Consider the following 19,819-nt stretch of genomic DNA (forward strand, 5'->3'; position numbering starts at 1 on the left):
TCGGCCGCGACGTTGCGGCCTCGTCAGGGAGGCAAACCCCCAATGAACGCAATGACGCGACGCATCGTCATAGGCACGGCCGCCGTTTCGATGGCCGTCTCCCTCGCCGCTTGCGGCAAGGCCGGCGACGACAAGAAGGACTCGGCGGACTCGGGCAGCAAGACCAAGATCGGTCTGCTGCTCCCGGAGAACAAGACCGCCCGCTACGAGACGCTGGACAAGCCGCTGTTCATCGAGGCGGTCAAGAAGGACTGCGCCGACTGCGAGGTCGTCTACAACAACGCGGCCGGGGACGTCGGCCAGCAGAAGCAGCAGTTCGAGCAGCAGATCGCCGACGGCATCAAGGTCATCGCGATCTCCTCGGTCGACGCCGAGAAGTCCGCCGCCTGGGTCGAGGCCGCCCACAAGAAGGGCGTCAAGGTCGTCGCGTACGACCGCGCCATCGCGGGTGCCGACGCCTACGTCAGCCACGACAACGAGAAGATCGGCCGCCTCCAGGGCCAGGCCGTCCTCGACGCCCTGGGTGCCAAGGCCGCCAAGGCCAACCTCGTCATGATCAACGGCGACGAGAAGGACCCGAACGCCGGTCTGTTCAAGAAGGGCGCCCACGCGTCCCTCGACGGCAAGATCAAGATCGCCTACGAGGCGTCCGGCGAGTGGGACCCGAAGATCGCCGGTGAGAAGATGACCGCCGCGATCTCCTCGGTCGGCAAGGGCAAGATCGACGCCGTCTACTCCGCCAACGACGGCATGGCGGGCGGCATCATCACCTCGCTGAGCAACGCCGGCATCAAGGACATCCCGGTGGGCGGCCAGGACGCCGAGCTCCCGGGCATCCAGCGGATCATCGCCGGCACGCAGACCTTCACGATCTACAAGTCGCCGAAGCAGCTGGCCCCCGCGGCCGCCCAGTTCGCCGTCAACCTGCTCCAGGGCAAGGACATCGGCGCCCAGGGCGAGACGGACGGCGTTCCGTCCACGCTGCTCGAGCCGACCGTGGTCAACAAGGACAACATCGAGTCCACCGTGATCAAGGACGGCATCTACAAGGTCGCCGACGTCTGCGTCAAGGACATCGCCGCCAAGTGCACCGCGCTGGGCATCAAGTAGTCCCTCCTCGCGCCGGGGCCGACAGGCCCCGGCGCGTGCGGGCCCGGGTCCGCCCCGCACGGCGGAACCCGCCCGCGCCCCCATGACTGTCCGGCCCCGGTCGGCTCACACCCCGCTTCCGGCCGGGTGCCGGACACTCTTCCCCCCAGTGCTTCCCGTATGTCGACGCTGCCCTCGCGGCGCGGCGTCTCCGCCGGTCAGGCGGCACATCCCCGCCGGTCAGGCGGCGAAGGAGATGGTTCACGTGTCACAGACGCCCGTGCTGGCGTTGCGTGGAGTCTTCAAGCGATTCGGAGCGGTCCAGGTCCTCTCCGGTGTCGATCTCGAAGTCCACGCCGGAGAAGTGGTCGCCCTCGTCGGCGACAACGGTGCCGGAAAGTCCACGCTGGTCAAGACGATCGCCGGCGTGCACCCCATCGATGAGGGCGTCATCGAGTGGGAGGGCGCGAAGGTGGACATCAGCCGTCCGCACGACGCCCAGAACCTCGGCGTCGCCACCGTCTACCAGGACCTCGCGCTCTGCGACAACCTGGACGTCGTCGCCAACCTCTTCCTCGGGCGCGAGATCAAGAAGGGCGGCGTCCTCGACGAGGTCGCCATGGAGAAGCGGGCCCAGGACCTCCTGTCGACCCTCTCCATCCGCATCCCCAGCGTCCGCATCCCGGTCGCCGCGCTCTCCGGCGGTCAGCGCCAGGTCGTGGCCATCGCCCGCGCCCTGGTCGGCAACCCCAAGATCGTGATCCTGGACGAGCCCACCGCGGCCCTCGGCGTCGAGCAGACCGCCCAGGTGCTCGACCTGGTGGAGCGGCTGCGCGAGCAGAACCTCGGCGTCATCCTCATCAGCCACAACATGGCCGATGTGAAGGCCGTGGCCGACAAGGTCGCCGTGCTGCGACTCGGCCACAACAACGGCGTCTTCCCCGTGGCCACGACCAGCCACGAAGAAATCATCGCCGCGATCACGGGCGCCACGGACAACGCCGTGACCCGTCGCAAGTCGCGCAGCGCGGAGGCATCCAAGTGAGCAACACCAACGAGACTTCGGCCAAGGTCCCGGCCCAGGCGGAGCCCACCGAGGCCCCCGAGACCACCGAGGCCCCCGCGGCGGCCGAGGGCGCCGTGCGCGTCGTCGACCCCCGGCTGCTCGTCCGGGAGCAGGGCTTCAAGGGCTACTGGACCGAGTTCAAGCGCAAGGTGCGCTCGGGTGAGATCGGCTCGCTGCCCGTCGTGGTCGGCCTGATCATCATCGGCATCGTCTTCCAGGCCGAGACCGGCAACTTCCTCACCTCGTACAACCTCGACCAGATCACGCTGTACGCGGCGGGCCCCGGCATCATGGCCGTCGGCATCGTCTTCGTCCTGCTGCTCGGCGAGATCGACCTCGCGGTCGGCTCCGTCGCCGGTCTGGCGGGCGCGGTGTGGGCCGTCCTCGGCACGGACATGCCCGACGGCCTGGCCATCGTGCTCGGCATCCTCTCCGGCACGGTCATCGGCGCCTTCCACGGCATCGTCTTCGCCAAGATCGGCGTGCCCGCGTTCGTCGTGACCCTGGCGGGCTTCCTGGGCTGGGCCGGCATGCAGACCTGGGTGATGGGCGAGAAGTCCACCATCACCACCCCGCTCGGCAGCTTCGTCCGCGACCTGACCAGCTACTACTTCGAGGACGTCGCCGCCGCCTACGGCCTCGCCATCGTCGTGATCGTCGCCTTCTACCTCACGCAGCTGCGTGACGCGCGGCGCCGCAAGGCCGCCGAGCTGCCGGCCCGCCCGCAGAGCGAGATCATCCTGCGCACCGTGCTGCTCGCCGTCCTGGCCCTCCTCGCCGCGTACGCGTTCAACCAGGAGCAGGGCCTCCCGCTCTCCCTGGTGATCTTCCTCGCGATCCTGGTCATCACCGACTTCGTGCTCCGCCGCACCACGTACGGCCGTCAGGTCTTCGCGGTCGGCGGTGGCGTCGAGGCCGCGCGCCGCGCCGGTATCAACGTCTCCTGGATCCGCATCTCGGTGTTCATGATCTCCGGCACGCTCGGTGCGGTCGGCGGCCTCTTCCTGGCCTCCGCGACCGGCGGCGCCGACCGCTCCCTCGGTGGCGGCAACCAGCTCATGATGTGCATCGCCGCGGCCGTCATCGGCGGTACGTCCCTGTTCGGCGGACGCGGCAAGGTCTGGTCGGCGCTCCTCGGCATCCTGGTGATCCAGTCGATCGTCCAGGGCCTCAACCAGATGAACCTGTCGTCCAACGCGATCCAGTACATGATCACCGGTGCGGTCCTCCTCATCGCCGTGATCATCGACTCGGTCTCCCGCAAGACGCAGAAGACCGCAGGGCGCGCCTAGCGACACGCAACACCGCAGGCCGCGCGCGTACGCACCACCCGCCGGAGCCCGGCGCCCCCACGGAGGGCGCCGGGCTCCGGCGCGTACCGGCACGGAAGGGGCAGCACGCCCCGACTCCCGCTTCGGGGGGAGGCCGTTAGACTCATCGGATCGGCATGCTCGACCAGCACAATCGCAAGGAGGCACGGTGACACAGCCGCGCGAAGCGCGTCACGCACGGGCGGTGGTGGGCGACGGATGGGATCTGCTGACCCGCATCGGCGGACCGCGTGACCTCGACCGGCTCACTCCCGAGCAGCTGGAGCAGCTCGCCGAGGAGATCCGGACCTTCCTGGTCGACGCGGTCTCCAAGACCGGCGGACACCTCGGACCCAACCTCGGCGTGGTCGAGCTCACCATCGCCCTGCACCGGGTCTTCGACTCGCCGAAGGACAAGGTCCTCTTCGACACCGGCCACCAGAGCTACGTGCACAAGCTCCTCACCGGCCGCCAGGACTTCAGCAGGCTCAAGAGCAAGGGTGGCCTCTCCGGCTACCCCTCGCGCGCCGAGTCCGAGCACGACGTCATCGAGAACTCGCACGCCTCGACCGTCCTCGGCTGGGCCGACGGCCTCGCCAAGGCCAACGAGGTCCGCGGCAAGGACGACCACGTCGTCGCGGTCATCGGCGACGGCGCCCTCACCGGCGGCATGGCCTGGGAGGCGCTGAACAACATCGCCGCCGCCAAGGACCGCCCCCTCGTCATCGTCGTCAACGACAACGAGCGCTCCTACGCACCCACCATCGGCGGCCTCGCCAACCACCTGGCCACCCTGCGCACCACCGACGGCTACGAACGCTTCCTGGCCCGCGGCAAGGACCTCCTGGAGCGCACCCCCGTCGTCGGCAAGCCGCTGTACGAGACGCTGCACGGCGCCAAGAAGGGCCTCAAGGACTTCATCGCCCCGCAGGGCATGTTCGAGGACCTCGGCCTCAAGTACGTCGGCCCCATCGACGGCCACGACATCGAGGCCCTGGAATCCGCCCTCCAGCGCGCCAAGCGCTTCGGCGGTCCGGTCATCGTGCACTGCCTCACCGAGAAGGGTCGCGGCTACACCCCCGCGCTCCAGGACGAGGCCGACCGCTTCCACGCCGTCGGCAAGATCCACCCCGACACGGGCCTGCCCGTCGCCACCTCCGGCCTCGACTGGACCTCGGTGTTCGGCGAGGAGATGGTCAAGCTCGGCCACGAGCGCGAGGACATCGTCGCGATCACCGCGGCCATGCTCCAGCCGGTCGGCCTGACCCGGTTCGAGAAGGACTTCCCGGACCGGATCTACGACGTCGGCATCGCCGAGCAGCACGGCGCGGTCTCCGCGGCCGGCCTCGCCACCGGCGGCCTCCACCCGGTCTTCGCGGTGTACGCCACCTTCCTCAACCGCGCCTTCGACCAGGTCCTGATGGACGTCGCCCTGCACAAGTGCGGGGTCACCTTCGTCCTGGACCGGGCCGGCATCACCGGTACGGACGGCGCCTCGCACAACGGCATGTGGGACATGTCGATCCTCCAGGTCGTGCCCGGCCTGCGGATCGCCGCCCCGCGCGACGCCGACCAGGTCCGCGCCCAGCTGCGCGAGGCCGTCGAGGTGGACGACGCACCCACGGTCGTCCGCTTCTCCAAGGGCGCGGTCGGCCCGTCGGTCAAGGCCGTCGGCACGGTGGGCGGCATGGACGTGCTCCGCGAGCCCGGCGCCGCCCGGCCCGACGTGCTGCTCGTCTCCATCGGCGCGCTCGCCCCGATGTGCCTGGAGATCGCCGACCTGCTCGACGCCCAGGGCATCTCCACGACCGTCGTGGACCCGCGCTGGGTGAAGCCGGTGGACGAGGCCCTGGCCCCGCTCGCCGCGCAGCACCGCGTCGTCGTCACCGTCGAGGACAACAGCAGGGCCGGCGGCGTCGGCTCCGCGGTCTCCCAGGCGCTGCGCGACGCGGACGTCGACGTCCCGCTGCGCGACTTCGGCATCCCGCCGGTCTTCCTCGACCACGCCTCCCGCAAGGAGGTCATGGCCGAGATCGGGCTGACCGCGCCGGACATCGCCCGCCAGGTCACCGGCCTGGTCGCCAAGCTGGACGGGCGCTACGAATCGGCGGAGGACCGCACCGTCGTGGAGCGCGTCCGGGACTGACCCGTAGCAGCTCGGCCGAACGGGCCGGTCGGACCACCCGTAACGAGTGGTCCGACCGGCCCGTTCGCGTGAAATCCGGCCGCGGCAGGCGTGCCGCGAACGGGTGGTGGGGCCGGGTCCGGAGACTGGCGTGCACGACGAGTGCGTGGAGGTACGCCGGTGAGCACGCAGCAGGACCTGCCCCCGAGCGGCAACGGGCTGTTCAGGACCAAGACGGTCGAGCAGTCCATCCGCGACACCGAGGAGCCGGAGCACGCCCTCAAGAAGTCGCTCTCGGCCCTCGACCTCACGGTCTTCGGGGTCGGCGTCGTCATCGGCACCGGCATCTTCGTCCTCACCGGCAAGGTCGCCAAGGAGACGGCGGGCCCGGCCACCGCCCTCGCCTTCGTCGTCGCGGGCGTCGTCTGCGCGCTGGCCGCCCTGTGCTACGCGGAGTTCGCGTCCACCGTCCCGGTCGCGGGGTCCGCGTACACCTTCTCGTACGCCTCCCTCGGCGAGCTGGTCGCCTGGATCATCGGCTGGGACCTGGTGCTGGAGTTCGCGCTGGGCACGGCGGTGGTCGCGGTCGGCTGGTCCGGCTACGTCCGCTCGCTGCTGGACAACGCGGGCTGGCACCTGCCGGACGTGCTGTCCGGGCCGGACGTGGCGGACGGCTTCGGCTTCGACATCCTGGCCTTCGCCCTGGTGCTGATCCTGACCGTGATCCTGGTCCTGGGCATGAAGCTTTCCGCCCGGGTCACCACGGTGGTGGTCGCCATCAAGATCGCCGTCGTCCTGATCGTGATCATCGCGGGCCTGTTCTTCATCGACACCGGGAACTACTCCCCGTTCATCCCCGACGCCCAGCCCCAGCCCTCCGGGTCCGGGTTCGACGCCCCGCTGGTCCAGCTGATCTTCGGCTACGCCCCGACGAACTTCGGCGTCATGGGCATCTTCACCGCCGCCTCCATCGTCTTCTTCGCCTTCATCGGCTTCGACGTCGTCGCCACGGCCGCGGAGGAGACGAAGCTGCCGCAGCGCGACATGCCGCGCGGCATCCTGGCCTCGCTGTTCATCTGCACCGTGCTCTACGTCGCGGTGTCGATCGTCGTCACCGGCATGCAGCACTACACCGAGCTGTCCGTCAGCGCCCCACTCGCCGACGCCTTCAAGGCCGTCGGACATCCCTTCTACGCCGGCGTCATCAGCTTCGGCGCCGCCGTCGGCCTCACCACGGTCTGCATGATCCTGTTGCTCGGCCAGACCCGGGTGTTCTTCGCGATGAGCCGGGACGGCCTGCTCCCGAGGTTCTTCTCCAAGACGCACCCGCGCTTCCGCACCCCGTACCGTCCGACCATCCTGCTCGGCGTGATCATCGCCGTCGTCGCCGGGGTGACCAGCATCAACGAGCTCGCCACGCTGGTGAACATCGGCACGCTCTTCGCCTTCGTGGTCGTCGCGCTCGGCGTCATCGTGCTGCGCCGCACCCGCCCGGACCTGCACCGCGCGTTCCGCACCCCGTGGGTGCCCGCCGTCCCGATCGTGTCGGTGGCCGCCTCGGTCTGGCTGATGCTCAACCTGCCCGCCGAGACGTGGCTGCGGTTCGTGGTCTGGATGGTGATCGGCGTGGTCATCTACTTCGCGTACGGCCGCTCGCACAGCCGGGTGAACCGCGACCGGGTCTGACCCGGCCTGATCCGGGGGAAGGGCCCTAAGCCTCCGGCCGCACCGTGCGCGGCCCCGTGCACCGCGCCCCGTGCGCCTCGACCCGGCGGCGCAGCTCGCGGTCCGCGGTGACGACGACACAGGGGCGCGGCGCGGTCTCCGCCGCCGCGCCCGCCGCCAGTTCGGCGATCAGGTCGTCACCGCTGCCCGGGGCAGCCGCCACCCGTACCCCGGGCACCGGCGCGACGTCCCGGGCCCGCCCCTCGACCACCAGCACCAGGTCGACGGGGCCGGGCGTACCGGGCAGGCCGTCGGAGGCGTAGGGAACCAGCGAGTCGCGCAGCCGCTCGGCCGCACCCCGCCGGTCCCGCCACCAGCCGTCCGGGACGGACCCGACGACATTGGCCGCGTCGACGATCACCAGGGGCAGCGGATTCGGCATGGGGCCACCCTGTCATGCCCGGGGTGTGGCGAAGCCGCGCGCAAGCGGTGCGGACGCGGTGATTCCAAGGGTTCGAACGGTGATTCTATGATGGGTGCTCCCCGCCTTCCGGATGCCGGTCGTGACACAAAGCCGCAGATCGGGGGCGGACCATCACGGAAGGAAGACGCCACGACATGCGAGTCAGGTCGAGACGTGCCCAGGGGAGCGCCTCGGGCAAGGGCGACGATGCCCTGCGAGACGTCGAAAGCGCCCGTGGCACCGGCGAGACCCCGGTCGACGGACGCTGGCTCGTGCGTGGCAAGGACGGCAGGCTCACCGCCTACGCGCGCAACGAGGACGGGCTGCTGCGCTGGACCGAGGAATGCCCCGGCGGCCCCGGCTGGCAGGGCCCCGAATTCTTCCCGGTCCCGGACCTGACCCACCTCGGCGTCGCCCAGGGCCCGGACGGCTACGTGCACTTCATCGGCCGCCGCACGGTGCACGGCGACGAGGAGCAGCCGCAGGTCGACCTCGTGCACGCCATCCAGTACCAGACGGGCCGCCCGGTCACCGCGTGGCGGACCGTGGGCAATCCGTACAAGGACGGCGACGAGCGCGCCGCCCGCATCGGCCCGCCGGCCGCCGCCGTCGCCCCGACCGGCATGGTCCACGTCTTCGTCCGCAACGCCAACGGCGGCATGATGCTGCGCCGCGAGGCGAAGAGCGGCAAGTGGGAGGGGTGGAAGGACCTCAGGGGCACTCTGGGCAAGGAGACGATGGCCGTCGCGGTCGCCGATTCGGGCCGCATGGAGCTCCTGGTCCCCGGCACCAACAAGGCCATGCGGTGGGCCCAGGCCGAGCCGGGCGGCGCCTTCCAGAAGGGCGACAACCTCAACGTCAAGATCGCCGGCGGCGCGGTGAGCGTGCTGGAGACCGCGCCCGACCGCAACACCTTCTACTGGACCGACGCCACCACCGGCACCCTGGTCGCCACCCGCCTGGACACCCCGCCCATCACGATCGGGGACACCCCGGCCGAGGGCCGGATCGCGGTGCTCCGCGCCGAACTGGACGACTACGACTGCACGGTGCTCGCCCACCGCACCCGCGACGGTCGCGTCCTGCTCGCGGCCTGCGGCACGGAGAACGAGGCGGGCGGCCTGTGGTGGGCGGCGACCGGCGAACGCACCTCGGCGCCCCCGGCGTTGGCGCTCGACGGCGAGGGGCGCGTGGTGCTCGCGATGATCGGCGAACGCGGCGGGCTGTACGTGGCCCGGCAGAACGACGAACCGGGTCTCGCGCTGGGACCGGCCCAGCGGGTGTGAACCACTAGGGGGTGTCTCGCCGGTCAGGGTCGGTCAGGCCGTGCCAGACGCCGCGGACCCGGCCCTGACCGGCAAGACACCCCCCAAGGCCCCGGGACCGCTCCCGGGGCCGTATGCCGCGATGCTGCTCAGCCCTGGCCGAGGGCCGGGGACTTCTTGGCGGACTCGGGGATCGGGGTGTCCTCGCGGAGCGCCTTCCACAGCGCGTCCGCCCGCGACTTCACGGCCACGACGCGGTTGTGGTCGATCTTGTCGTACTCGACGGGGAGCATGATCGTCTCCATCGTGTCCGGGTCGACCCCGTTCATGGACCGGGCGAACTTCGCGAGCGAGGTGAGCGAGGCCAGCTCGTCGTCGGTGGTCAGGGCCGCCGTGGCCGAGTTGGCGATCTTGTAGGCGCTGGTCGGGCTGCCGAGCAGGTCCTGGCTCTTGACCTCCTTGAGCAGCGCCATCAGGAACTGCTGCTGGAGGCCGATGCGGCTCAGGTCGGTGCCGTCGCTGAGGCTGTACCGGGTACGGACGAACTTCAGGGACTCGGTGCCGTCGAACTTGTGCGGTCCGGCGTCGACGTTCAGCCCGGTCTTCTTGTCGTGGATGGGCTCCTTGACGTCGATGTTCACCCCGCCGATGGCGTCCACGAGCCCCTTGAACCCGGCGAAGTTGATCTCCAGGTAGTGGTCGATCCGCACCCCGGACATCTTCTCGACCGTCTTGACCACACACGCCGGACCGACCTGCGAGTACACCGAGTTGAACATCACACGGTCCTTGCCGGCCACCGTCGAACCGTCGCCCTTGGTGCACTCGGGCCGGGTCACCAGGGTGTCGCGCGGGATGGACACGGCGACGGCCTTGTCACGGCCCTCCGGGATGTGCACGACGAGCGCGGTGTCGGACCGGGCCCCGCTGACCCCGATCCCGCCGCCCAGCTCCTTGTTCTCCGAGCCGGCCCGCGAGTCGGACCCCAGGACCAGCAGGTTCTGCCCGCTGGTGGGCAGCTTCTCGGGACGGTCCTCACCGAGCGCCTTGTTGATGTCGACGCCCTTGATGTTGCCGTTGAGGTGGCTCCAGAACCACCACGCGGTGCCGCCCGCGGCGACGACGAGCACCAGGGCCGAGACCAGGATCACCCGCCGTATTCGCTGGCCCCGCGTCCGGACACGCTTGCGCCCACGGCGGCGGGGGGTCTCCGGGGAGCTCCCCTGGCCGGGGGTCGTGTCGTCTTGGCTCATCCTGAATGAGTCCTCACAGCTTGTGGCCTGGTCAGGGCGCAAATGATGGGCTGGGACTCGGGTGGGGGGTGGAGCCGGTCCTCGTTTTCCCGGGATGAGCACTATAAGCAGTCGATCAGGTGTACGTACGAAGGCTGTCGCGCAACTGTGACAGAACGGGCGCTCATCGCTCATTTGTTCCGGTCCTGTCTATGATGTCTCGGTTCCGGCCCCCGTCCTGGGGGCCCGCTGCCCTGAAAGGTTGAGGACGAGCCATGCGGGGTGCCTCGCTGTACGGAACGGAGCGGCGGGACGCGCCCTCCGCCCAGGGCGAGGGGGAGCCCGGCCGCACGGAGGGCGGTCCCTGGCTGCTCGCCGGACACGACGGCCGGCTCACCGTCTATCTGCACACCGGGGACGCGCTGCTCCGCTGGACGCAGGAGGCGGTCGGTGCTTCGCGCTGGTCGGGGCCGGACGCCCATCCGGTGAAGGACCTCACCCACCTCACGGTGACCCAGGGCCAGAATCGTTACGTCCACTTCGTCGGGCGCCGGGTGCGGTCGAAGGTCGACGGCAGGTCCGCCGTGGACATCGTGTGCGCCACGCAGTACCAGACCGGACGGCCCGTCACCGAGTGGCGGTCGCTGGGCAACCCCTTCAAGGACCTCGACCGCTCCGAGCAGGTGGGCGTCCCCAGTGCGGCCGTGGCGAACGGCGGCGCGCTGTACGTCTGTGTTCCGACGGCGTGGGGCGGCGCGGCGCTGCGACGGGAGGACCGGAACGGGCAGTGGGAGGCGTGGAAGGAACTCGACATCGCCGGAGTCACCGACCGGCCGTCACTCGCGGCGACTGCCGGCGGACTGGTCGAGCTGCTCGCCCCCACCCGCGCGGCGGCCCTCCATCTGCGCCAGAGCGGCCAGGGCGAGGGTCTGACCCGGGGCTATGACGCCGGTGTCGTCCCGCTGCCCGGGAGCGCGACGGCTCTGGAGACCGCTCCGGGGCGCATGACGCACTACCTGACCGATGTCCGCGGCGGCGGAGTCGTCGCCTTCCGGCCCGGGAACTGGCCGATGCCGCTGGGCGGAACTCCGGGCGACGGCCGCATCGCGGCCGTGCGGGGGACGGTGGACGGTTTCGACTGCACGGTGCTCGCGGTGCGGGGCCCGGACGGCTCGGTCCATCTGGGCGCCTGCTCCACCGAGGAGGAACGGGGCGGGATGTGGTGGACCGACACCGGTGCGACCGCCGCCGGTGACCCCTCGCTCGCGCTCGACGGATACGGACGGGTCGTCGTGGCCGTATCCGGGGCCGACGGACGCCCCGTCCTCGCGCGGCAGACGGACGGCCCCGGTCTGACCCTGGGTGACTGGAGCCGGATATGAAAGCCCCTGCGGGGAACGGCCGTGTGGCCGTCGTAGCGGAGTGCGCGGCCGACGCCGCGCTGCTCGTCGCGGCCGAGGCGGCCGCCGGGCCGGAGATCGCGGTGATCTGTCTCCGGGACGACGACGAGGAGGGGCGCGCCGCCCTGGACCGCGCGCTCGCCGACGCCTCCGCGCGCGGGTGCCAGGTCCTGGGGCGGCCCCGGATCCTCGACGAGCCCGGCGTCACCGGAATCGTGAAGGAGCTGCGGGCCCTCCAGCCCCTGCGCATCCGCAGCGCGGACCCCGATCCGACCCACCAGGGCTGGGACACGGACCGGAACTGCCCCGTGCACGACGAGCCGCCGGGGCGCGCTGCCGCGGCGCTGCTCGCGCTGGACGCCGCACGCGCCCTCCAGCGCGAATCGGCGACGCCCGTACTGGTCGACTGCCGCCGGACGGAGGCGGCCACTCCGCACCTGCCCGCCACCTCCTGCCCGCGCTACCCGGCCGTGACGGGGTGGCTGACCGAGGGGTTCGACGGCCGGGCGACCGCGTTCCTCCCTTCGGCGGCGGGCGTGCTGCGGTGGACGCGGTCGCGCCCGCACGGCGCGGACTGGGACGGGCCCGAGCTCCTTCCGGGGCCCAGGCTGATGCCCGGCCTCCGTGTCGTGCGCGACCTCTCGGGCTTCGCCCACCTCTTCGCGCTGCGCAGGACCGCGCGCACGGACGGCGGGGAGAACGTGGAGATCGTCCACGCCGCGCAGTACCGTTCGGGGCATCCGCTCACTCCGTGGCATTCCCTCGGGAGCCCGAACCCCGGGGACGCGTACAAGAGCCGGGAGACCGGATTCCCGGCGGCCGGGTTCGACGCCGCGGGCGGTGTCGTCGTCTTCGCGCGGAACTTCGGGCACAGCGTGAGCTACCGCGAGCAGCGGCCCGAGAGTGCCTGGACGCCGTGGCGCCACCTCTCGGGCCTGCGCGTCGCGGACGAACTGGTCACCGTCACCACGCCCAAGGGGGACGTCCAGCTCTTCGCCCGGCTGCGGGACACCCCGGGCGTCGTCCGCTGGCACCGCCCCGGATACGACGCCGACTGGACCGAGGACCGCGCGGTGCCGTTCGCTCCTCGCCCGGGCTCCCTGGCGGCGGGCCCCGAACCGGGCACGGTGGTCTTCCGTGATCTGCGGACGAACGAGCCGTGCGTCTGGCAGTCGGGCGCGCACGCCCCGGTCCCCCTGGGGGCGGCCGAGGGCGAGGGGCCGGTCACCGGGGTGGCCGGGGTCCGTGTCGACGGCTGGGACTACTCGCTGCTCGTCCGCTCCGGGGCCGGCGGATCCTGCGAGATCGGCGCCTTCGCGGAGGGGCGGCCCGACGCGGGCGTCTGGTGGAACGGGCCGGCGGGGGAGGCGGCGCACGGGGTGCCCGCGGTGCTCCGGGACCGTACCGGAAGGGTCACGGTGGCGACCCTGACGGAGGGGGCGAAGCTCGCGGTCTCTCACCGAGAGTCACACGCCGAGGGCTTCACTTTTGGATCTTGGTACTCAGCGTGATATTGGCGATCGCCGGCGATCCCCCCGCTGATCGCTGACGATCAATTATGGTTGGGGCTGGATCAAGTTTTGATAAGGTCTGCAAGCCTTCTTGTGAGGGACCCGTGTGCATGTTGTGAACATGAAGGCACCTTCACGTTGAACGCGTCGGCGGGCCTGTTCGCTGTCGTTCTCGTGACTGAGGGGTTATGGCCAAACTGTCCCTGCGCGCTGTCCAGAAACTGACATGCAAAAAGCGCGACGCTTGGTGGACGGTGGTCCTGGTCGACCCCGTCGCGACCCGGATGCTCATCGTCATGGCCCGGTTCCGCTTCATCACGCCCAACCGCGTGACCTGGGCCGCGCTGTTCGTGGGGCTCGGTTCGGCTGCGATGTTCCTCAAGGGCGACACACAGTCCCTCATCATCGGGGCCGCGCTCTACCACCTGAGCTTCATCTTCGACTGCATCGACGGCAAACTGGCGCGCCTCAAGGGCAACGGCACCGTGTTCGGCGGCTGGCTGGACTACGTCTTCGACCGCATCCGCGTGCTCTTCTGCGCCCTGGCCCTCATGGGCGGCCAGTACCTGCGCACCGACGACGAACGTTTTCTGCTGGCTGCGCTGCTCGTCGTCTTCCTCGACATGCTCCGTTACGTGGACGCCCTCCAGATCTACAAGATGCGCATGTCGATGCGCGCGAAGATCGAGAAGGTCACCCGCGAGAAGCAGGAGGCCGAACTCGCCGCGGCCGAGGCCGCGCAGGGGACCGCGGAGGAGCCGGCCGCCCCGAAGATCCAGTTCATGGAAGACCTGCTGCGCGAGAACCCGGAGGCGGAGGCCCAGACCCTCAAGGAGCAGGCCACCGCCGGGCACGTCGTGGACCTCCACGCACAGTTCCGCCACCGCTTCCCCTGGTACCAGCGGTTCCGCCAGGCCCTGCTCCGCAGCCGGATCAGGCCGCACCTCATCAGCGGCATCGAGTTCCAGATGTTCATCTTCATCGTCGGCCCGCTCATCGGCCGGATCCTGGAGGTCACCGTGGTCTCCGCGGTGCTCCTCGGCATCTTCGAGCTGGTCATCATGTACAAGTTCTGGCTCTCCACCCGTGACTTCACCGCCGTCATGGAAGAGCTGAGCGTCACCCCCACCCAGGCGGGCACCATCGCACCCCACCTGCACCGCGGCCGGCACCGCCGGGGCGAGCAGGACCCCCTCCTGGTCGACCAGCGGCTCATCGACCCGCAGCCCGACGAGGACCCGTTCTTCCAGCCGTACCCCGAGCCCTACACGTCGCAGGAGCCGGGCGGCTGGGAGGAGGGCCACACCCTCCGCCTCCAGGTGCCGGGCGGCTCACTCGGTGCGCGTCCCTCCTCCCTGCCGCAGCAGCGCCGCTACCCGGGTGAGCGAGAGAGCGTCCGATGAACAACGAACGGGACACACCCGATGTCTGGGTGACGGTGGTCATCCCGGCCTACAACGCCGCGACGACGATCGGCAAGGCCGTCCAGTCCGCCGTCAACCAGACGTACGAGCTGGTCGAGGTCGTGGTCGTGGACGACGCCTCGACGGACAACACACTCGACGTCGTCAAGAACTTCGCCGGCAACAACCCGCGGGTGCGGGTCCTGCGCCGCGGCCGGAACAGCGGGGGCGTGGGCGCGCCGCGCAACATGGGCATCGCCCAGGCCGCCGGCCGCTACGTGATGTTCCTCGACGCCGACGACGAGCTGCCCCCGAGGGCCTGCGAGCTGCTGCTCGCCAGCGCGCTGGAGACCGGCAGCGACATCACCGCGGGCAAGGCCATCAGGGTCAACCGGGCCACCGGCGACAGCCAGGCATGGGCTCCCGAGGTCTTCGCGCTGGGGCGTACCGTCCCCAACCTGGTGGAATTCCCGCTGATGCTCACCGACCCCATCGCGGCGGCGAAGCTGTACCGGGTGGAGTTCCTCCGTTCGCAGGGCGTCTTCTTCCCCGAAGGGGTCTTCTACGAGGACACCTACTTCTCCACCGTGGCCGGCTGTCTCGCCGACGGGATCACGATCATCACCGACCCCGTCTACCGGTGGATGTGGGAGACCGAGGGTGCCTCGATCACCGGCCGCACCGGTGAGCTGCGCAGCATCACGGACCGCGTCGCGGTGCACCGCGCCACCGACGCGTTCCTCCAGGACCGCGGACTGTGGCAGCTCAAGGTCCGCAAGGACTCCAAGTTCCTCGCCCACGACCTCCGGCTCTACATGCGAGCCCTCGCCGAGGGCGGCCCGGACTTCCAGCAGGGCTTCGCGCAGATAGCGAGCAACTACCTCTTCTCCATCAGCGAGGAGGCCTTCGAGCTCTGCGACCCCGTGGACCGGGTCCGTGCCTTCTTCCTCATGTACCAGGAGATCGAGGCGGCCCTCACCACGCTGGACTACGCGCAGCGCAAGAGCATGCTGTCGTCCTTCCTGGTCGAGGAGGAGGGGCGCGTCTACTGGTCGGGCGACCACATGCACCTGCCCGAGGCCCGGCGGATGCTCGACGTCACGGAACTCGGGCTCTCGACCGCGAACCTCTCCCAGGTCCCGCTCTTCGCCCAGCTCGACCGCTGGTCCGTCACGGACGGGAAGCTGAGTTGCGAGGGGAGCCTCGTCAACCGCTTCGGCCGCATCGGATCCGGCGACGACCTCAAGCTCACGCTGGCCGTCCGCAACCGGCACACCAAGCGCGACCTCACCGCTCCCGTCCCGGGGACGGCCGTCGAAGTCGGCGAGCGGCTCGTCGGCTTCGCGGGGTCGGTGGAGCTGGAGTCCCTGCTGGGCAAGGACTTCTCCGACAGCACCGTCTGGAACGTCTCCGTCATCGTGGAGTGGAAGCGGTCCCGGTCCCGGTCCCCGCTCAACGTGCGGGACATCGACCTCGCCGGCTTCACCTTCCGGGGCCACGGCCAGGACCTGGAGGGGTACCGCACGGTCAGCGGCAACCTCGCGCTGCGGTGCGCAGTCGACGGCAGCCGCACCTTCGACGCCGAGCAGAGCGACCCGACCGCCCCGTGGATGTGGTGGCTCGACAGCGTCTCCGCACCGCTCCCGCACGCGCCGGGCCCGTACGAACTGGCCGTCGTGGTGCCCTGCTACAACGTCGAGAAGTACCTCGACGACTGCCTCGGTTCGATCGCCGCCCAGCGCGGGTTCGCGAGCACCCAGGTGATCCTCGTGGACGACGGCGCCACCGACGACACGTCGCGGATGCTGGACCACTTCGCCTCGTTCTACGCCAACGTGGTCGTCGTCCACCAGAAGAACGGCGGCCTCGGCAACGCCCGCAACAACGGGCTCGACGTGGTGACCGCGCCCTACGTCACCTTCCTCGACTCCGACGACATCCTCGGCGAGGACGCGCTGGCCGCGATGCTCCAGGCCGCCCGGCGCGACGGCTCGGACGTGGTGGTCGGCGACCTCGTCAACTTCCCGGACCGCCCCTACGGCCCCTGGAAGAAGTACTTCGGCGAGGGCGACCGCGTCGTCCAGGACTTCGCGGAGCTGCCCGACCTGATCTTCAGCGGCTCGGCCTGCAACAAGCTGTTCAGCACCCGCCTGCTCCGTGAGCTGGGTCTGCGCTTCGGGGAGGGCGTCCACTTCGAGGACGCCTGGCTGACGCTGCCCGCCATGCTGCGCGCCCGGGCCATCAGCGTGGTCGACCGGCCCGTCTACTACTACCGCGGACGCCCCGACGGCTCGTCCATCATGGACTCCCTGTGGAGCAAGCCGGCGAACTACTGGGACCACCTCAAGCTGAACCACTTCCTGCTCGAAGTGTCGCGCGCCGAGTCCCCGGAGATCCGCAGGATGTTCCACCGGTACGTCACGCGTACCTACAAGGGCTTCCTCTGCAACGCCCGCAACATGATGGGCCGGTCCCAGCTGGAAGAGATCTTCCCCGGCCTGCGGGCGCACTACGCGGACATCCCGGACGAGGTGATCGACGAGTTCGTCACCAACCCCGCCCAGCAGCTCGACCACTATGCCGCCAAGACCGGCAACTTCGAGCTGTTCGTCTCGCCCGAGAGCGTGCTGGACAACGTGCCGCTGGCCGTCCACATGGACGGCCACGGCTTCTTCCGCATGTTCGGCGGCCCGGCGAACCAGTCGAGTGCCGCGCGGGTGAAGGACCCCAACGTCGTCGTGGAGTCCGTGCGCTCGCGCGGCTCCGTCCTGGTGGTCGAGGGCTGCATGTCCTTCCCGGGCCTGAACATCGACTCGAAGTTCGTCAACCGCCTGGAGTTCGTGCACCAGACGTCCGTCGAGAAGATCGTCGTCCCGCTCCGCCAGATCTACCGGCGTGACCTCAGCAACGCCAGGAACGGCAAGGACGTCTACGCCGGCTGGTACGCCGAGATCCCGCTGGAGAAGCTGGCCGAAGGGGGATACAAGGCGGGCGACTTCCGGCTCCGCGTCCATTCCCCCGACGGCGAGCGCCACCGCAACGTCGTGATGAAGGCCCGGCTGCCCCTGCACCGCCTCAAAGGCGTCGGCGCGATCGGCCGGCACTCGTACATGCTCACCATCGGTGACGGCGACTCCCTGCACTTCAGGCTGATCGGCCGCACCCCACTGGCCCGCGCGAAGCAGATCCTCTGGCGGACCGCCCGCGAGATCAGGATCATGAAGCGGCGCAACCCCGGCTGGCGGATGAGGCTGGCCTACTGGCTGACCTACCCCCTGCTGCACTCCCGCGAGATATGGGTGATCGGCGAGCGCTCCGACACCGCGCAGGACAACTCGTACCACTTCTTCAAGTGGATCCGGCAGAACCGGAAGCGGTGCAACGCCTACTACGTCATCGACGGCAACTCCCCGGACCTCGCCAAGGTGAGCCCGTACGGGAACGTGCTGAAGCTCGGCTCGTGGAAGCACCGGATGTACCTGCTCCACGCCACCAAGCTCATCGGCGCGTACGACTCCGAGTCCTATCTGGTCCCGCAGGGATACCGGAAGGCCCTCTACCTGCACCGGTTCGGTGAGCTGATCCGGTACCAGCGGATATTCCTCCAGCACGGCATCACGTACAACGACGTGACCAGCGGTGCGTCGCAGTGGATCACCAGCTACGACATGATCATCACCGGTGGACGCCAGGAACGGGAGTTCTTCGCCGAGGAGGCGGGCTACGGGGAGCGCGCCGTCCTCGCCGGGTTCACCCGCTTCGACGCCCTGGACAAGGAGCCGAGGCAGCGCCCGCGCATTCTGCTCATGCCCACCTGGCGCCAGTGGATCGTGACCGCCTCGTACAAGAAGGGCCGGGGCCCGGCGAAGACCTCGTTCACGCAGTCCGAGTACTTCCGGTTCTACCGCGCGCTCCTGTCCGACCCCCGGCTGGCGCAGGCGCTGGACCGGTTCGGCGTGGACCTGGAGTTCTTCCCGCACTACGAGATCCGCCCGTACCTGCACCACTTCCAGCTGGACTCGCCGTCCATCGTCGTGGCCGATCCGCAGGCACGCAACGTGCAGCAGGCCATGAAGGAATGCTCGCTGATGGTGACGGACTACTCCTCCGTCTTCTTCGACGTGGCCTACATGGACACTCCGATCGTCTACGTCCCCTTCGACGAAGAGGACTTCTACGGTCGGCACTACAAGCGCGGGTACTTCAACCTGTCGACGGACGGCTTCGGCCCGGTCTGCCGCACGGTGGACGAGGCCGTGGAAGAGATCATCGCCTCGATCCGGAACCGGTTCGTCGTGCAGTCGCCCTACCGGGAACGGGCCGAGCGGTTCTTCGCGCACCGGGACCACGGCAACTGCGAGCGGGTCTACGAGGCGATCGACAGCCTGGGAACCGCCGGTGCGAGCGAGCTCGCCCCTCCGGGACCGACCGTCCCGGAGCACGTGCGGCAGACGGAGAGGGTGTGGGCAAGTGCTGCATGAGAACGGTGCGGGCGCCGAAGCCGCTTGCCGGATCTTCATCGCCGGCGATTCGACGTCGGTCGCGCGGGAGATGAGCCGGGCCCCGATGACGGGCTGGGGCCAAGTGCTCCCGCTCTTCTTCGACCGCCGGATCGAGGTGGTGAACTGCGCTCGCGCGGGCGCCAGTTCCCGTACGTTCAGCGAGCGCGGCAGGCTCGACTGGATCCTCCGGAACATCCGGCCGGGCGACTACATGCTGATCTCGTTCGGCATCAACGACGCCAAGCCCGAGAAATGGCTGAGGACCGAGGCGTTCGGCGACTTCCGCACCTACCTCCGCCACTTCGTGGACGGCGCCCGCTCCCGCAACGCGCACCCGGTGCTGGTGAGCACACACGAGCGCAACACCCACGACGCGCACGGAAACCTGTCGCGGGAGCACGTGGAGTACGCCATGGCGATGAGCGACGTCGCCGTGGAGACCAGCACGCCCTACATCGATCTGTACCACCAGAGCCTCTCCTGGTGGTCGGAGCTGGGAGACGAGGGCACCCGCTCCTTCTTCATCCACCTCGGGCCGGGGGAGCACCCCAACTACCCCGAGGGCTTCGACGATCCCGGTCACCTCGTCCCGGCCGGAGCCATCGCCTGCGCCCGGTTCGTCGCGTACTCCCTGGTGACCCAGCAGATCATCCCGGCGAACTGGACCGTCGACCTCGACCGGCAGGACTTCCCGCCCTCCGCGGTGACCTGGCTGGACGACGAGGCGCACGCGGCCCTGACCCATTCCCGGACCTCCGGTGCGGGGGCGGAACTGTGACGGACGTACG

General features: G+C 69.9%; 13 protein-coding genes. 11 read left to right on the forward strand and 2 right to left on the reverse strand.

Annotated elements, in window-relative coordinates; translation table 11 throughout:
* Positions 1-42 precede the first annotated feature (42 nt).
* From OHS17_RS26575 to OHS17_RS26595, 5 genes are all read left to right on the forward strand, one after another.
* Entirely contained in the window at positions 43-1,110 is a 1,068-nt protein-coding gene (locus OHS17_RS26575) for a sugar ABC transporter substrate-binding protein (RefSeq protein ID WP_026171201.1), read from the forward strand.
* Between the two features lie 235 nt (positions 1,111-1,345).
* Complete coding sequence (locus tag OHS17_RS26580) at positions 1,346-2,134, forward strand: ATP-binding cassette domain-containing protein (protein WP_063822575.1); 789 nt, start codon at positions 1,346-1,348, stop codon at positions 2,132-2,134.
* Entirely contained in the window at positions 2,131-3,447 is a 1,317-nt protein-coding gene (locus OHS17_RS26585) for a sugar ABC transporter permease (protein WP_330314165.1), read from the forward strand. Before OHS17_RS26580 ends, OHS17_RS26585 begins: the two co-directional genes overlap by 4 nt.
* A 187-nt stretch (positions 3,448-3,634) precedes the next feature.
* Complete coding sequence (dxs, locus tag OHS17_RS26590; protein WP_018100726.1) at positions 3,635-5,611, forward strand: 1-deoxy-D-xylulose-5-phosphate synthase; 1,977 nt, start codon at positions 3,635-3,637, stop codon at positions 5,609-5,611.
* A 159-nt stretch (positions 5,612-5,770) separates the two neighbouring features.
* Positions 5,771-7,276: an amino acid permease gene (locus tag OHS17_RS26595; protein WP_330314166.1), complete on the forward strand. Its 1,506-nt coding sequence runs from the start codon at positions 5,771-5,773 to the stop codon at positions 7,274-7,276.
* Between the two features lie 25 nt (positions 7,277-7,301).
* Here OHS17_RS26595 and OHS17_RS26600 read toward each other — a convergent pair whose 3' ends face one another.
* Positions 7,302-7,697: an NTP pyrophosphohydrolase gene (locus OHS17_RS26600; RefSeq protein WP_330314167.1), complete on the reverse strand. Its 396-nt coding sequence runs from the start codon at positions 7,695-7,697 to the stop codon at positions 7,302-7,304.
* A 176-nt stretch (positions 7,698-7,873) separates the two neighbouring features.
* Here OHS17_RS26600 and OHS17_RS26605 point away from each other — a divergent pair, with 176 nt between their 5' ends.
* The gene (locus tag OHS17_RS26605; RefSeq protein ID WP_018100723.1) at positions 7,874-9,004 is read left to right on the forward strand and encodes a hypothetical protein; all 1,131 of its coding nucleotides are present in this window, start codon (positions 7,874-7,876) and stop codon (positions 9,002-9,004) included.
* A gap of 128 nt (positions 9,005-9,132) precedes the next feature.
* On the opposite strand, the gene OHS17_RS26610 is transcribed toward OHS17_RS26605, so the two are convergent.
* A complete protein-coding gene (locus OHS17_RS26610; RefSeq protein WP_330314168.1) occupies positions 9,133-10,236 on the reverse strand; it encodes an LCP family protein in 1,104 nt (367 codons plus the stop codon).
* 254 nt (positions 10,237-10,490) lie between these two features.
* Between OHS17_RS26610 and OHS17_RS26615 the strand changes: the two genes are divergently transcribed.
* The 5 genes from OHS17_RS26615 (at position 10,491) to OHS17_RS26635 (ending at position 19,809) form a co-directional block, all read left to right on the forward strand.
* Positions 10,491-11,597 carry a hypothetical protein gene (locus OHS17_RS26615; RefSeq protein ID WP_330314169.1) on the forward strand — a complete coding sequence of 369 codons (1,107 nt, stop codon included), beginning with the start codon at positions 10,491-10,493 and terminating at the stop codon, positions 11,595-11,597.
* Positions 11,598-11,620: 23 nt separating this feature from the next.
* Positions 11,621-13,126, forward strand: a complete 1,506-nt coding sequence (locus OHS17_RS26620) for a hypothetical protein (RefSeq protein WP_330314170.1) — start codon at positions 11,621-11,623, stop codon at positions 13,124-13,126.
* A gap of 188 nt (positions 13,127-13,314) precedes the next feature.
* Positions 13,315-14,529, forward strand: coding sequence for a CDP-alcohol phosphatidyltransferase family protein (locus OHS17_RS26625; RefSeq protein ID WP_330314171.1), 1,215 nt, complete (start codon positions 13,315-13,317; stop codon positions 14,527-14,529).
* Positions 14,526-19,010: a bifunctional glycosyltransferase/CDP-glycerol:glycerophosphate glycerophosphotransferase gene (locus OHS17_RS26630; protein ID WP_330314172.1), complete on the forward strand. Its 4,485-nt coding sequence runs from the start codon at positions 14,526-14,528 to the stop codon at positions 19,008-19,010. The genes OHS17_RS26625 and OHS17_RS26630 overlap by 4 nt, the downstream gene beginning before the upstream one ends.
* Positions 19,000-19,809, forward strand: a complete 810-nt coding sequence (locus OHS17_RS26635; RefSeq protein ID WP_330314173.1) for a rhamnogalacturonan acetylesterase — start codon at positions 19,000-19,002, stop codon at positions 19,807-19,809. Before OHS17_RS26630 ends, OHS17_RS26635 begins: the two co-directional genes overlap by 11 nt.
* Positions 19,810-19,819 lie beyond the last annotated feature (10 nt).

It is taken from the genome of Streptomyces sp. NBC_00523 (genome assembly GCF_036346615.1).
Lineage (GTDB): Bacteria > Actinomycetota > Actinomycetes > Streptomycetales > Streptomycetaceae > Streptomyces.